The following is a 14,530-nucleotide window of genomic DNA, read 5'->3' as shown; positions in this document are numbered from 1 at the left end:
ACGCAGCGAATCACGTTACGGTGCGCCGGCCGGTGATGAATGAAACCAAGGCAAGCACGAGAAACACAAGAAACAGGATCTGGGCGATGCCTGCAGCTGATCCGGCGATCCCACTGAAACCGAGGACGGCAGCGACGATCGCAATGACAAAGAAGGTTATGGCATAGTTCAGCATGATGGAACTCCTAGGGGGTGTTAACTAGCTGGGCGATTTCTTGCTGGCTTTTGCCGAGCTTCTTCTGCAGATGGCCAAGGAATTCCTCTTCCTGTCCTTCGGTATAGTCTAAGTCGTTATCGGTGAGATCGGCGAACGTTTGTCTGAGCTTTCCTTTCAGCTCGTGCCATTCTCCTTTGAATTGGAGCTTGTTCATGATCGGGTCCGCAAGGGTCTGAGATCAATGGCAGAGGGTATGGAGCGGCTGGATCCGTACCTAAGCAAATCCTTTCGCGTGTCACGCCATAGCCCTCTGCATTCACTATGGGCCTGAATGGAGTAGTTGGTTGCTGTAGATGTGCCTCATGTCCACGTCACAACCAAGGCCTAGCATTCAATGCTGATTCGTCTGTGTTGCTCTGAGCTTTTGTTCTTTGTCAAGAAATCCACTTGCTGAATGCATCACCACTGGTCCTTGTTTACGCTTTGGCTAGGAGCTTTTTGCTCATAAAGCAGATGCCTGCGACTTGACAACCTCGCTGTAACGACGCATTGCTTTGCCCAACAAGGCTCCCCAGTGGACAAGGTGGTCTGGATACAGAGGCGTGAACTGCCTTGGTAGAGGGGGCCTCTGCTGGAAACGGGTGTTGACGTCTTGCTCCAGCGCTGATGCCTCCCGCTACTCGTGGCGCTGCCATCAGTGGTTCTGCCACCCTTGATCTGTTCAGAACATTGTCGGCGAACACCCAGCAGCCCCTTGCTTATCTCATGGGGTGTGAGCAGCAACCGGCACAGGCTGATGCAAGCACGTTTGGCGCCCCTCCAAGAACGCAATCGGAAACAGCCTTGATCAGGGGGCAGCAGCAGACCCGCAGCACCAAGGCCCAGGTGAAGGAAGATATGCCCAGTCCACTCGCGGTCCTAGAGGGTCAATCCGCCTTAAGGTGAATATCGGTGGTCAGTTCAGGCAGCCCGAGCAGGCAACTTCGCTGATAAGTTCCATTACGAAGAGGCCCATGCGATTCCATGCAATTGCCACCGACTATGACGGAACGATTGCCCACGATGGCGTTGTGGATGAAGCCACCCTGGCAGCGTTGGAACGGGCAAAGAAGTCAGGCCGCAGACTCCTCCTTGTTACCGGTCGAGAGCTCCCTGATCTACAACTGGGGTTTCCACATCTCGATCTGTTCGATCTCGTAGTTGTCGAGAATGGGGCGGTTCTCTTCAATCCACAGTCAAAAGAAGTCCGGATTCTGGCCGAGCCACCTCTGCCAAAGTTTGTGGCCGAACTGAGAGCGCGCAGGGTATCGCCCCTTTCCACCGGACATGTCATCATTGCCACCCATGAACCAAACCACATCGAAGTGTTGAAGATCATCCACGAGTACGGACTCGAACTCCAGGTGATCTTCAACAAAGGTTCGGTGATGGTGTTGCCGTCTGGCGTGAACAAGGCAACGGGGCTTGCAGCGGCACTCGCGGAGCTCGCCCTGTCACCGCACAATGCCGTAGGTATTGGGGATGCCGAGAACGACCATGCCTTCATGCGGCTTTGCGAGTGCTCCGCAGCGGTTGCCAACGCCTTGCCCGCTGTCAAGGAGGCAGCCGATCTTGTCACTGGTAAAGCTCGCGGAGCAGGTGTCGCAGAACTCATCGATCACCTCATCGCAAATGATCTATCCGACCTGAAGGCACTTTCTCGTCACCACATTCTCATTGGTGAAACGGACGACAAAACCGAGTTGTCGCTCGATCCGGCTGGCCACGGAGTGCTCGTGGCCGGTACATCGGGCAGCGGGAAGTCGACAATCACGACGTCCATCATGGAAGGGTTATCAGACGCAGGCTATCAGGTGCTCGTCATCGATCCCGAGGGAGATTACGAGGCTTTCGAGTGCGCAAACCACATCGGCAATCCATCCCAGGCACCGCTGCCAAATGATGTCACTGATGCGCTTAAGGATCCGGGGCGGTCGATCGTCGTCAATCTTTTAGGAGTACCTCTCAACGATCGGCCGACGTTCTTCGCAGAACTGTTGCCACACATCCTCCAGGAGAAGGCACGAACAGGTCGACCACACTGGCTTGTGATCGACGAATCCCATCACTTGCTCCCGCACGGTCCTTCGAGTGTCGCGCTTGCGCCGCTGTTGCCTGAACGCGGTACCCTGTTCATCACCGTTCACCCAGGCGCTGTGGAACCGGCGACGATGGCAAACGTCGGCACAATCCTACTGATCGGCGGGAAGCCAGGCGACACGTTGGCAGGGTTCTGCAAGGCAACGGGAGAAAATGAGCCGCTATGCCCAGTGGTTCAGGGCAACGAACTCCCGATGGGGGACGCGATGGTGTGGCGACGCGGCGATCCGGGAGCCATCGTGATCCACACGAAACAACCGCGGACCGTACGGAAACGGCATTCGCGAAAGTATGCTGAGGGGAATCTGGGCCCAGAGGGAAGTTTTTACTTCAGAGGCCCGAATGGCAGCCTGAACCTGAAGGCCCCAAATCTGCAAGTCTTCTTGCAACTGGCCGATGGTGTGGACGATGAAACGTGGGAATACCACCGGAGGAATGGCGATTTCTCGAAGTGGGTGCGGGCACAGATTAAGGACGAGGATCTTGCTGAAGAGTTGGTCCAGATCGAAGTGAATCAACAGGGGAGACCGAATGACACCCGGGCAGCCGTCCGCGTAGCCATCGAAGCCCGTTATACGCTCCCCGCCGACGTTGCCAGCGGGTAAGACCGAGTGCCATCATGTGGGGCCATTGCACATTCTATCACGCGCTCGTCATCAGTTTCGGGTTGGGAAGCCAATGGACTCAGAAGCATTTCCCGCGGAGGCCTTGGGCCCCGACCTGATGATCCCGCAGCACGGCTGAATGCAAGGTTGAAGCAGCCGATACGCCGAGAGAAGAACCATGGGCTGGGAGTACACGGGCAGCCATTCGGTCGTCCAGCAATGTTGATAATGATTGCCAGGATGCGAAAAGTTCTGGCACAGGGTCACCCGATTGCCCGGAAGACTCCGCAACCCGCAAGTCCTGCTCCGGGCAGTGCATGCAGCAGCAGATCGCATTGGTAGTCAACTTGTGAGGTTTGCCAGATGGCCACAAGCGCGGCCTTGATAGCGCTTGAGTCGCAGGCCATCAACTAGGACATGCGCTTGGCGATCGCGACGGGGAGTGTGGAAGCGAGTACGCCAATGGGCCTTCTTCAGAGTGGCTTTACAGAGCTGCTTCGTGACGTAAGTGCGCTGGACCTAAGGCAGGGAACGGCCTTTCTGGAACTGGATACCGTTGCGTTCCAGGAGACGACTGGTATCTGTGAGCCCGCCCAGGCGCCCTGGAAGGTGGCGGCGGAGCGAGCTGGGTCTTCAAGATCAACGATACAGCTCCGAAGCAGCCCCAGCGGGGCCTTTGGCTTCATCCTCCCAGTCAACCCAATCAACGGCGTGGGCTTTGAGATAAGAACTGACAGCCTCCCCAACGGTGGCAAAAAACCGCTCTTCTCCAAATTGTGAGAACAGCCCGATGCGCTTGAGTTTATCTTTGACGGGGTCTTTCATCTCGGACATGCAGAGCCTGATTCCTGCCGTTGCCAAGGTGTGATCCAGTTCATCGAGAGTGTCCGCAGCGGTGACATCGATGCTGGTGACAGGCTCAGCCCCGACGACAAGCCAGTTGACACAAGTTTGTGATGACTCGACCACCGTCATCACACGGTCCCGGAACAATTCAGCATTCGCAAAAAAAAACAAGGGTGCATCCCACCGGAACAGGACCAGGCCCGGGACCTGGCATGACTCCGGATAACGGCTGATGTCGTGATATCCATTGACACCATCGACCCGTCCCAGGACCGGTGAGTGGGGACGCCACCCATCCCAGTGAAACTCGATGACAGCAATGGCGATCGCCAGCCCGATCCCAGGAATGGCGCCAAGATAAGCGACCCCGGCTAGGCAGAGCATCGACAACCAGAACTCCCAGCGCTGGATGCGGTAGATGCGTCGAAGGTCAGCCACCTCGATCAAGGCGATCGCTGAAGCAATCACTACCCCTGCAAGCGCGGCTGCTGGCAGGTTTCGTAAAAGGTCAGCCGCCGCCAGGAGTAACGCGGCGACAGTCATTGCACCGACGACCCCGGTCAACTGTGTCTTGGCGCCTGCTGCCTCGGCAACCGGAGTACGAGTAGCGCTGGCGCTGATTGGGAGGCCCAGAAACAGACCTGCGACCAGGTTGGCCGCGCCCAATCCGACCATCTCCTGATTGGCAGCGATCGTGTCCCCAATCCGCGAGGCATAGGTTCTCGAAAGCACGCTCGTATCGGCGAACGACACAAGGGCGATGGCGAAGCCTCCGAACAACACCGGCACGATGTCGCCAGTGTGGATAGAGGGAACAACCAGAGCGGGCAGACCTCTGGGAAGTGGACCGAGCACCGCCACGTCAAAGCGGGTCGCAAGATTGAGGACCGTAACGCTGACAGTCGCGGCAACGACAGCCAGCAGAACTCCCGGGACGCGCCTGCTGCGTCTCAGCAGCCCGATCATCACCAAGGTGCCGATTCCGACGACCAACGCTGCCCCATTGGTCCTGCCGGCCAGAACGGCTGCCATAAATCCCCACGCTTCGTTGAGCAGTCCGTCGCCCTTAACAGTGAAACCGAACAAGGCTGGCAACTGGCTGACGAGCACGGTCAGAGCGATGCCGTTCATGTAGCCGTAGTGGATCGGCTTTGTGAGCAACTCGGTGATGAAACCCAGGCGAGCGGTTCCCGCCAGAACGCACAGACTGCCTGAGACGAGTGCCATCATCCCGGCCAGGGCCATGGCGCGCTGGGAATCACCCGCAGACAGCAGCAGCACGATGCCGAGGATGAGGGCGACAAGCGAAGAGTCCGGTCCGAGGACCAGCATCCGGCTGGGGCCGAACAGGGCATAGGCGAGCAAACCGAAGATGGTGGCATACATGCCACAGACGGCCGGAACCCCGGAAGCAACCGCGTAGGCAATGCCGACCGGTACCAACACGGCCGTCACCGCCAGGCCGGCTCCGATGTCATGGCGGAGCCAGGCGATCTTGTACTGGCGGATGGCAGACAGTCCAGGGACCCATCGCCTCCAGCCCATGGAGGTTTTGCTTCGCTTGATGCTTGGGTTAGGAGATGGGGTGAGGGGCGATGGAGGAGGGGTGGATGCGCTCAATTCAAGGATGCCTGTTTCGCTTTGAACTTGTTTGCTTCCTGTCCAACCTGCTGAGGAAGTAGTAACTTGCTAAACCCAGAAAAACCATGGCGAGCATGAATGCTGGATAGGACACACGCCAGTTGTCGGGGCCTGTGATCATTGACCATTCGGACATCCCCCCAATCCCGGCAAGCAGTGTCAACGGCATGAAGATTGTAGTGATCAGTGTCAGTCGCCTGACTGTCTTATTCGTCTCATTGGCTGCCCTTGCCATTTCGTTGTTTAGTAATGAGAGATACATTTCCATTAAGCTAGTAACGATGTCCCGGTATGACTCGGTCAGCTCGTAGAATCGGACAAGGTGATCATAGATATCGCGATAATGATAGATTGATTGCTCCGAAATAAATCGACAATCCTTTCGGCAGATCTTGTTGAGGATCTCGCGCTCATGAAACAGGCTCTTGCGCAGCCTCAGAAGATAGCGCCGGAACTTTATCAATTCCGTCGGATTAAAGCTCGCGGGAGCTGAGATGAGTGCTCCTTCCACATCATCCAACTCATCTTCGATGGCCTCAATGGCAACAAACTTATGGTCTACGATGTAGTCAAGTATTAAGTGCATGACGTGGGATGGCCCCTGCCGAGCCGCTTCAATGTTCTTTTCGATGATGTGTTGAATATCATTCAGATATGGTCGCTGCTTGCAATTGAGGTGACTGATGCTAACGAAGAACTTGTCACCGATGAACATATTGACTTCGCCAACTTCCAGCACGCCTCTGTCGTACTCAAAAATGTTAAAGAGAATGAATGTGTTATCTGTAAAGTCATCAATCTTAGGTATCTGACTGTCATCAAGGCAATCTTCAATCGAAAGGGAATGGAGCCCGAGCAGCTCAACGAGTCCAGTGAGTTCCGTCCGTGTTGGCCCGTTGTAGTGCAACCAGGCAAAACCATTCCCGTCTGCTGCTTCAACTGCAGATACTGCCGTCTCAAACCGCTTCGGGGGGCCGTTGTTGCAGATCTGATAAAAGAAGGAGCGGGGCACGTCACCTTAAGCGGAGTTGATTTACGAGAGTAGGATGGATAACCCTGTTGGCGAATCTTGGCCGGTGGGGTTCAACCATCAGTTCCTTAAGGAACTTGGGTGTTAACTCCGGCAGTCTACCCAGCTGGAATGGCTTAGCTTGATAGGAAGCTGTTCCGCTTCAGCCATGGGCGAGATGCCAGTATTTCATGGCTTGTAATCTATCCTGTATGGGGATGGCGCGGCGTTCCGCGTCAGGGCTCCCCTTACCGAGTAGGTCTCCGTGATAGGAACGTTAAACGGCTGGAATGGAATCGCCGAACCGATGAATCCCGAGAAGCGGGGCTGTTGGTATGTCGCTGTTGATGGTGCGAAGGTGGGCGATCAGTTCAAGTATAAGCTCAGAACAAAGGCGGGAGTCGTCAAAGCATGGACCCCTTTGCACGTTGGGTCACGAACTCCGTTGGCAATGCCATGAGTCATGATCCCAGTTCTGGTAGAGAAGGTGACGACCAATCAAGCCCCAGCGATCTCGAGCCATGGTTGGATGATGGTTAAGTGAGGAATGGCAGGGCGGTGTCTATGTCTACAACGATGACCGTGCACTGACTCTCTGGCCGTTCACCGATGGGATAGGGGTGGTTCTGGGGATGATGTTGTTGTGATCGCTAATTTCTTTCATAAACTTCAGGATGGCTGTGTCTTGGGATGTCCGGACGTCAGCACTTGAAGACTACGTTTCTACAGAGATTGGCGAGGTTACAGTGAGAATTCTGAGGAACCCCCGAGCGATGACGCAAAAGGAGTTCGAAGCGACCGTGACGGGCTTCCGTTTCATGCCACAGTATCCTTTGAACTCTTTAGTGTTCTGATCCACTCGCAGTAGGGGCATCTACTTACCTTGATGAATCGCTATCAGATTGTCCATCGCACTGCCTACAACTATTCTGGCGCTGTTCAGCTCGGCTCCCATGAGCTTCGTTTGCGTCCGAGAGAGGGGCATAACCTGAGAATTGAATCCTCAAGGATAACGATCCAGCCAACGGCATGCCTGCGCTGGCATCGCGACGTGGAAGACAATTCTGTTGCCATTGCAAGTTTCAGAGCACCTGCAGATCTGCTGCTGATCGAAAGCAGTCTGATCATCCAGCAATACGATCAAGAGCCTCTTGACTTTCTGGTGGAAGACTATGCCGTGTCTTATCCCTTCACCTATGTCCCAGAAGACCGCCCCGTTCTCGATGCTTATCTACTCACAGTGCCAGCTCCGCAGGCCGGACCATTGGCGCAGTGGACTTCAACGGTCTGGCAGGCCGGCGTGGCCATCGAGAGCTACTCCTTGCTGCAGCGCCTGAATCTTGCCATCCACGAGCTTATCTCCTATCGCCAGCGAGAAGAACCTGGTGTGCAGACCCCGGCGGAAACCCTTAGTAGAGCCTCTGGATCCTGCCGCGATCTTGCCTTCCTGTTCATGGAAGCGGCGAAGCTGCTTGGATTTCCCGCTCGCTTTGTGAGTGGCTACAGCTGCACGACGCATGCAGCGGTTGATGCGGGCAGCACCCATGCCTGGGCTGAAGTTTTTCTCCCGGGTGCCGGCTGGAAGGGATTCGATCCCACACGCGGTGAAATCGTTGGTGAGAACCACATCTCGGTGGCGGTTGGCCGCTTACCCCACTCAGTTCCGCCCATCGCTGGCTCGTACATCGGCGATTCGAGGCTGCTGTCGATGGACGTGGCAGTCCGGGTCAGACGGCTTTAGTGCTGTTGGCCTGAGCTCAAGCTCTGATGTGTTTTGGCAGGACGGTGATGGATCCGTTGTTCTCCAGAATAGCCACGTGCACATCATTGATCGAATCGCAGCCGGCAGCCCTGATGGCGGTGTCAAGTTCGTGGCGGGTGAGTTGCGCATGCATCAAAACGTCGGGATAGAATCTCCCATTGTGTACCAGTACTTCCGGGTGCCCTTCAATGAAGGCCTCAATGCGTTTGCTACGACTGGTGGCGATGCCAACAAGATAGTTCAGTCCCACGAGCGTCAAAGCAGAGACGAGTCCCCCGATTAGAGAGCTGTCACCACCATTCATCGAGTTCTGCACGGCATTAGAGAGCACGAGCAAGAGAACAAGATCAAACGTGGCGAGTTGACCGATCTGTCTTTTGCCCGTTATTCGCAGCAGAACGAGCAGAAAGATGTAAACGACTGCTCCGCGAAGCACGAACTCCCAAATCGGAATAGCAAGTGTCCACATCGACCATTCCCAGTTGGACAGTGCTCCTAGTTTAGGCGCCGGCTCTAGGCTTAGGATTGCAAGGACCCCTTCCCCGGTACTGCTCCCCGGTACTGCGTCACAGGATTTCAGGGATAGCACCGGCGATTAATCAGCCTGAGCTGACCCCTGCGAGGCCTCCACACGGCCTTGATGTGTAGTACCACCAGGTTGTTTAGTAGGCGAAGGGGCGTGAGGCCGACAGGTTTGTACTGCGTCCCAACAGCCCAGCACCACTTCCGGGTCAGCAGGTGCGTCGGGGCGGGCCTCACCCAAACGCGGGTGTCCCACTTGCGGGACATTCACGAGCGCCAACCGGAACTGGCCGGCGGCGACTCCGGCGAGACCCTCAGCTATGCCGCCAGCCTGCTGGGTTCAGGGGCGCCGCCGGAGCCGGAAACGGTCCAGCAGGCCGGCCACCAGCAGGGTCACCGCGGTGAGGAGCAGCAACGTGACCACAAGGACGGGCGTCAGGGGCGCCAGCTGCAGGACCCGCTGGAGGGCGGGGAAGGCCATCAGCAGCAGCCACAAGCCCAGGCCGATGCCGGTACCGGCGGCGGTGATGCGGCTGTGGGGATCCCCGTTCAGCCACACGAGCCCGCCGCCGGCGAGCAGCAGCAGCGAGAACACCAGGCTGCGGCGTGATTCGGTGTCCGTGTCGGGCCAGAAGGCCAGCACCAGGGCGGCCACCATCACCACGGCCCCCTGGCTGAGGGAATGGCGCCAGGTGTCGGGGCCGAACAGGGGCGCCTCCGGCGGCCGGGGTGGCTGCCGCATCAGGCCCGGTGAGGCCGGCAGCGCCTCAAACACCACCGTGCAGGCCGGATCGATCACCAGATGCAGCAGGGCGATGTGCACCGGCAGCAGGATCAGGGCCTGGCCCGGCAGCAGCAGCGGCAACAGGCTGAGGGCCGCGATCGGCAGGTGGATCGCCAGCGTATAGCCCAGCGCCCGGTGCAGGTTGGCATCAACGCGCCGGCCCAGTTCCAGGGCCTGCACCAGATCGCTGAAGGCGTCTTTGAGCAGCACCAGATCGGCGGATTCCCGCGCCACGGCGCTGCCGCGCTTGCCCATCGCCACGCCGATGTCGGCGGCCTTGAGGGCCGGGGCGTCATTGACGCCATCGCCGGTCATTGCCACCACCTCACCGGCGGCCTGCAGGGCGCGCACCAGTTGCAGCTTCTGCTGGGGCATCACCCTGGCGAACACCGACACCGCGCCGATCCCGGCCGCCAGCGCCTGCGGGGAGAGCGCTTCCAGCTCGTGGCCGGAGAGCACCGGTCCCGGCGGCAAACCCGCCTGATCGGCGATCGAGCGGGCCGTCACAGGGCTGTCCCCCGTGATCATCACCACCCGCACGCCAGCCGCCTGGGCCGTGGCGATCGCCGCCGGCACATCTGGCCGCAATGGATCCGCCAGGGCCAGGAACCCCACCGGTTCGAACGGGTAGTCGTGCACGTCCTCGGGCAGGCCAGCACCGCTGCTGGAGGCTTGCCCCTCGTGCACCGGCACGCCATCGAGCCCGCGGGCCACCGCCAGCACCCGCAGTCCCCGGGCGGCGAGTCCATCGGCGGCCGCCAGCAGGGCGGCGCTCCGCTCGCCATCCAGGTGGCAGAGATCGGCGATCGCCTCGGGTGCCCCCTTGGCCGCCAGCTGCAGGTGCCCGTCGCCGTCCCGCCAGAGGCGGGAGAACACCAGCAGATCGCTCTGCAACGGATACTCCCGTTCCAGGGGCCAGTCGGGATGCAGGTGCTCGGTGTTGTCGAGCTGGTCGGCGGCCAGGCGCTGAATCGCCTGTTCCATGGCATCCACCGGATCGCCACGGCTGGCCAGCACCGCCAGCTCCATCAGCTGGTGGAAGGGGTCCTCCAGGGGCGTGCCGGCCTGCCAGTCCTTCAGATCCGGCCAGGTGAGTAGCTGCTGCACCCCCATGCGGTTCTCGGTGAGGGTGCCGGTCTTGTCGACGGCGAGCACCGTGGCGCTGCCGAGGCTCTCCACCGCCGCCGGCCAGCGGGCCAGCACGCCGATCCGTGCCAGGCGCAGGGCGCCGAGGGCCAGAAACAGGGCCAGCACCACGGGAATCTCATTCGGCAGCACCGCCAGGGCCAGGGCCAGGGCGGCCAGCAGGGCCCGGGGCCAGTCGCCGCTCGACGCTCCCTGGACCACGGCCAGGGCGGCACAGAGGGCCAGGGCCGCCAGCGAGAGCCGGGTGGTCAGCTGCCGGGTCTGGCGCTGCAGCCGGGTGAGAGGCGGCTTGACCGTGGCCAGGCTCTTGCCGAGTCGGCCCAGCTCCGTGGCTTCGGCCACCGCCACCACAGTGGCCCAGCCCCGTCCTCCCGCTACCAGCGTCCCCGCCAGCACCCGTTCGCCAGGGACCGTGCGAGCCACCGGCAGAGACTCACCCGTCAACAGGGACTCATCCAGCCACAGCCCCACCGCCTCGGTGATCGCGGCATCGGCCGCCACTCGATCCCCCTCCTCCAGGCGCAGCAGATCGCCAAGGCGCACCTGATCGGTGGCGAGCTCCAGGTCCTGGCCATCGCGGCGCACATGAGCGCGGGGTGCCGACAGGCGGGCCAGTTCCGCCAGGGCGTGGCTGCTGCGTTGCTGCTGGACGGCGTCGAGCAGGCTGATGCCCAGCACGAATGCCAGCAGGATCGCGCCGTCGATCCATTCCCCCATCAGGCCGTAGAGGAGGGCACAGGCCAGCAGCAGCAGATTGGTGGGCTCGAGCCAGGACATCAGCTTCCGTCGTTGGGCCCTTCTCCAACCTGAGCCGTCCGCCATCACCGGAGTGCCAATGACACAAACCTCAACGCCCATGCCGCAGCCGCCGGCCGTGGTGCGCTTCGGCTGCGAGTGTTCTTTGTTTGCCCCCCCGCTCGCTTGGGGAAGGAACAGGCCGCTCCGAAACCCGCGACTGAGCCGAGTTTGATGCACTCTCCTGGATGGGCTTTGCCTGAGCAATCTGCTGTAGTTACCGGTGCTGACTATGTAGCCAGATGACTGGAACTCGTTCCTAGTGTCTTGCCCTACGGAGCAAACCACAAAGTTTACTGACAGGTTTCAAATCTGTAAGACGAATGTCAGCCGTAAAGCTCCGGACGCAGGTCTTCGTGGTATTTGGTGCCGGCTGGATGTGTCGGGCCGTACTCGTTGGGAATACAGTCGGCGAGCAGGAGGGTGGGCTCTGGCCTGGCAGCTACCAGCACATCTCCATAGGGGCCGCAGATGATGCTGTTGCCCAGATAAGCAGCCATCACCGTTCCGTTCACCGTTTCATCGCCGCAGCGGTTGGCATAGGCGACGAAACAGGCGTTCTGAAAGGCATGGGCTGGGATCAGGGTGCGTGAGACGTCTGGATAGGTGCGATCGGTGCGCTGGCCGTTGCTGAGCATTGCCCAGGCATCCGCGGCGGTCGGGATCAGCACGAGCTTCGCGCCCAGCAGAGCGAGGCAACGGGTGAGTTCAGGAAACTCGGCTTCGTAGCAATTGAGCAGGCCAACTGGAACGCCATTGACGACCTGAACCGTGAACGCAGGACCCTCCTCGACGTACTGGTAACCGGGGCTCCAGCAGAGCTTCTCGTCCGGACCCCACAGATGGGTTTTGCGGTAGTTGCGCAGCAGAGTGCCATCGGGTCCAAAGAGGGCAATCGCGTCGTAGAAGCGCTCCTCTCCGGCCACCTGGGCACGTTCTGGATAGGGGCAGGCCACCGCCAGGTTGTGGCGGCGGGCGGCGGCGGCCACCCGCTGCAAGCTGGAACCATCCACAGATTCGGCCAGAGGACGGGCCAGCTCCGGGGTGACGATGTAACCACTGAGGTAAAGCTCGGGGAAAGCCAGAAGCTGCACCTGGCGCTCAACGGCGATGGCGCACACGGCCTCGAGTCGCTCCAAGTTTTCCACCACCGCTTCCGGGGTGGCCGCTGCTCCGGTGCCCTGCCAGATGCCGAGCCGCAGCCCCTGTCCCCAAGCGGGGGGCTCGGGACGGATAAAGCCATGAAGCCGGTAGTGGACGTCCATAGGGATCTTGGGCCCAAGCACCGGGCCCAAGGCGGATTCTGAAGGGTTTGCATCTTGGTGGAAGCCTGGCAGCGTCAAAGGCTCCACCGAGCCTGTAGAGAGACGACTCTACCGGTGATCACGTGCGAAAGGGAAACGCCTCGACAAGTGACGCACCACACCCTTGGCCTAGACGATGCCTCTTGAATGGAACATCTATAACCCAGCCCCACCCAATGATGAAAAACTCGACAGTTCAGAAGCACCGTTCCACCAACCTTGGGATCGACGCTGGGTTGAGCGCCAGGCTGAAAGCGGCCAACCTGCCAGCGGAGATCCCCCGCGATGTGCTGGCTGAGCACGGCCTCGACGCTGAGAACGCCTACGAGTTGATTCACGACCACCTGATGCTCGATGGCAACGCCCGTCTCAACCTGGCCACGTTCGTCGGCACCTGGATGGATCCGTGCGCCCGCCGTCTGATGGAGGAATGCGTCGACAAGAACATCATCGACAAGGATGAATACCCGCAGACCGCTGAGTTGGAGGTGCGCTGTCTGCGGATCCTGGCGGACCTCTGGAATGCCCCGGACCCAGAACGTGCTGTGGGAACCTCAACCACGGGCTCCAGTGAGGGCTGCATGCTGGGCGGGCTGGTGATGAAGTGGCACTGGCGGCAGCGTCGGCTGGCGGCTGGACTCGACACCAGTCGCCCCAATCTGGTGATGGGCACCAACACCCAGATCTGCTGGGACAAGTTCTGCGCCTACTTCGACGTGGAGCCCCGGCTGGTGCCGATCACATCGGAACGTTTCCAACTGGGCGCCGAGGAAGCGGTGGCCAGCTGTGATGACAACACCATCGGGGTGGTGGGAATCCTTGGCAGCACCTTTGATGGCAGCTACGAACCGATCGAAGCCCTGCAGTTACAGCTGGACGACCTGCAGGATCGCTCGGGTCTCAACATCCCCATCCATGTGGATGCTGCATCAGGAGGCTTTGTGGCTCCTTTCAATTCCCCTGATCTGCTCTGGGATTTCCGGTTGCCGCGGGTGGTTTCGATCAACAGCAGCGGCCACAAATACGGCGGTGTTCTGCCTGGGGTGGGCTGGGTGCTCTGGCGCCACGACGACCTGCTGCCCGAGGAACTGCGTTTCAACGTCAACTACCTCGGCGGCCAGATGCCCACGATCGGCATGAACTTCTCCCGCCCCGGAGCTCAGATCGTGGGACAGTATTTCAACTTTCTGCACCTGGGCCGTGCCGGCTACGCCCATCGCATGGCCATCCTGGAGGCAATCGCCTGCCATCTGGCCGATGGCATTCGCGACCTGGAACCCCTCCGTCTGGTCAGCCATCCCCTTGGTCAGCTGCCTGTCTTCGCCGTGGAGGTGGATCCGGCGGTGACCAACTGGACCGTCTTCCACCTCTCCGACAAGTTGCGCGAACGGGGTTGGCAGGTGCCGGCATACACCATGCCAGCCAACTGCGAAGACCGGGCGGTGCTGCGCTTCGTGGTGCGTGCTGGCTTCAGCCGCGACATGGCAGAAGCCCTCCTTAACGACATCGATCGGGCTGTCGGCTGGCTTGTGGGGCTCAAGGACCCCCTGCCTCGGACTGAGGATGCCTCTTCGACGTTTCGGCACTGAAGGTGTTCCGAGACGAGACGCTGACAATCCCTGACTGGATCGGGGGTGGCGATTAGTTGAGAACGTAGGTGTACTTCCTATGCTCCAACAGGGATCATTCGGATCTGATTACGCCCCAGCGTGATCTCGAACTCATCACCAGGACTGAGGTCGAGCAGCGCGGTGTAGGCCTTGCCCATCAACAGGTTGCCGCCGCCCTGCACGGATCCATAGAAATGAAGCAGATCTGCT

The 14,530-nt window shown here is 59.8% G+C and carries 11 protein-coding genes and 1 pseudogene; 4 read left to right on the top strand and 8 right to left on the bottom strand.

Annotation, left to right across the window (positions count from 1 at the left end):
* Positions 1-10: 10 nt before the first annotated feature.
* Both ACXMDP_RS11930 and ACXMDP_RS11925 read right to left on the bottom strand, forming a co-directional pair.
* Positions 11-175 (bottom strand): DUF1328 domain-containing protein, encoded by a 165-nt coding sequence (locus ACXMDP_RS11930; protein ID WP_259730831.1) that lies wholly within the window; start codon positions 173-175, stop codon positions 11-13.
* A gap of 10 nt (positions 176-185) precedes the next feature.
* A complete protein-coding gene (locus tag ACXMDP_RS11925) occupies positions 186-371 on the bottom strand; it encodes a CsbD family protein (RefSeq protein ID WP_259730832.1) in 186 nt (61 codons plus the stop codon).
* Positions 372-1,170: 799 nt separating this feature from the next.
* On the opposite strand from ACXMDP_RS11925, the gene ACXMDP_RS11920 reads away from it, so the two are divergent.
* Positions 1,171-2,901: an HAD family hydrolase gene (locus ACXMDP_RS11920; protein WP_259730833.1), complete on the top strand. Its 1,731-nt coding sequence runs from the start codon at positions 1,171-1,173 to the stop codon at positions 2,899-2,901.
* 639 nt (positions 2,902-3,540) lie between these two features.
* On the opposite strand, the gene ACXMDP_RS11915 is transcribed toward ACXMDP_RS11920, so the two are convergent.
* Entirely contained in the window at positions 3,541-5,292 is a 1,752-nt protein-coding gene (locus tag ACXMDP_RS11915; protein WP_259730834.1) for a SulP family inorganic anion transporter, read from the bottom strand.
* A 76-nt stretch (positions 5,293-5,368) separates the two neighbouring features.
* Positions 5,369-6,400 carry a magnesium transporter CorA family protein gene (locus ACXMDP_RS11910; RefSeq protein WP_259730835.1) on the bottom strand — a complete coding sequence of 344 codons (1,032 nt, stop codon included), beginning with the start codon at positions 6,398-6,400 and terminating at the stop codon, positions 5,369-5,371.
* Between the two features lie 304 nt (positions 6,401-6,704).
* Between ACXMDP_RS11910 and ACXMDP_RS11905 the strand changes: the two genes are divergently transcribed.
* Both ACXMDP_RS11905 and ACXMDP_RS11900 read left to right on the top strand, forming a co-directional pair.
* On the top strand, positions 6,705-6,857 hold the full coding sequence (locus tag ACXMDP_RS11905; protein WP_457766925.1) for a hypothetical protein: 153 nt from the start codon (positions 6,705-6,707) through the stop codon (positions 6,855-6,857).
* 426 nt (positions 6,858-7,283) lie between these two features.
* Positions 7,284-8,138: a transglutaminase family protein gene (locus tag ACXMDP_RS11900; protein ID WP_259730836.1), complete on the top strand. Its 855-nt coding sequence runs from the start codon at positions 7,284-7,286 to the stop codon at positions 8,136-8,138.
* A 16-nt stretch (positions 8,139-8,154) separates the two neighbouring features.
* Here the strand turns inward: ACXMDP_RS11900 and ACXMDP_RS11895 are convergent, their stop codons facing one another.
* The 3 genes from ACXMDP_RS11895 to ACXMDP_RS11885 all read right to left on the bottom strand — a co-directional run bounded on the left by ACXMDP_RS11895 (position 8,155) and on the right by ACXMDP_RS11885 (position 12,671).
* Positions 8,155-8,595 carry a DUF421 domain-containing protein gene (locus ACXMDP_RS11895; protein WP_259730837.1) on the bottom strand — a complete coding sequence of 147 codons (441 nt, stop codon included), beginning with the start codon at positions 8,593-8,595 and terminating at the stop codon, positions 8,155-8,157.
* A 426-nt stretch (positions 8,596-9,021) separates the two neighbouring features.
* Complete coding sequence (locus ACXMDP_RS11890; RefSeq protein WP_259730838.1) at positions 9,022-11,388, bottom strand: cation-translocating P-type ATPase; 2,367 nt, start codon at positions 11,386-11,388, stop codon at positions 9,022-9,024.
* Positions 11,389-11,732: 344 nt separating this feature from the next.
* Positions 11,733-12,671: a carbon-nitrogen hydrolase family protein gene (locus tag ACXMDP_RS11885; RefSeq protein WP_259730839.1), complete on the bottom strand. Its 939-nt coding sequence runs from the start codon at positions 12,669-12,671 to the stop codon at positions 11,733-11,735.
* 275 nt (positions 12,672-12,946) lie between these two features.
* Between ACXMDP_RS11885 and ACXMDP_RS11880 the strand changes: the two genes are divergently transcribed.
* Complete coding sequence (locus tag ACXMDP_RS11880; RefSeq protein WP_259730840.1) at positions 12,947-14,299, top strand: glutamate decarboxylase; 1,353 nt, start codon at positions 12,947-12,949, stop codon at positions 14,297-14,299.
* 77 nt (positions 14,300-14,376) lie between these two features.
* Here ACXMDP_RS11880 and ACXMDP_RS11875 read toward each other — a convergent pair.
* A pseudogene (locus ACXMDP_RS11875) lies at positions 14,377-14,505 on the bottom strand (AbrB-like transcriptional regulator); the annotation flags it as partial.
* Positions 14,506-14,530: the final 25 nt, after the last annotated feature.

This window comes from Cyanobium sp. ULC065, from assembly GCF_977927515.1.
Note: the sequence above shows the minus strand (reverse complement) of the source record. Positions and strands in the feature narration are given on the sequence as shown.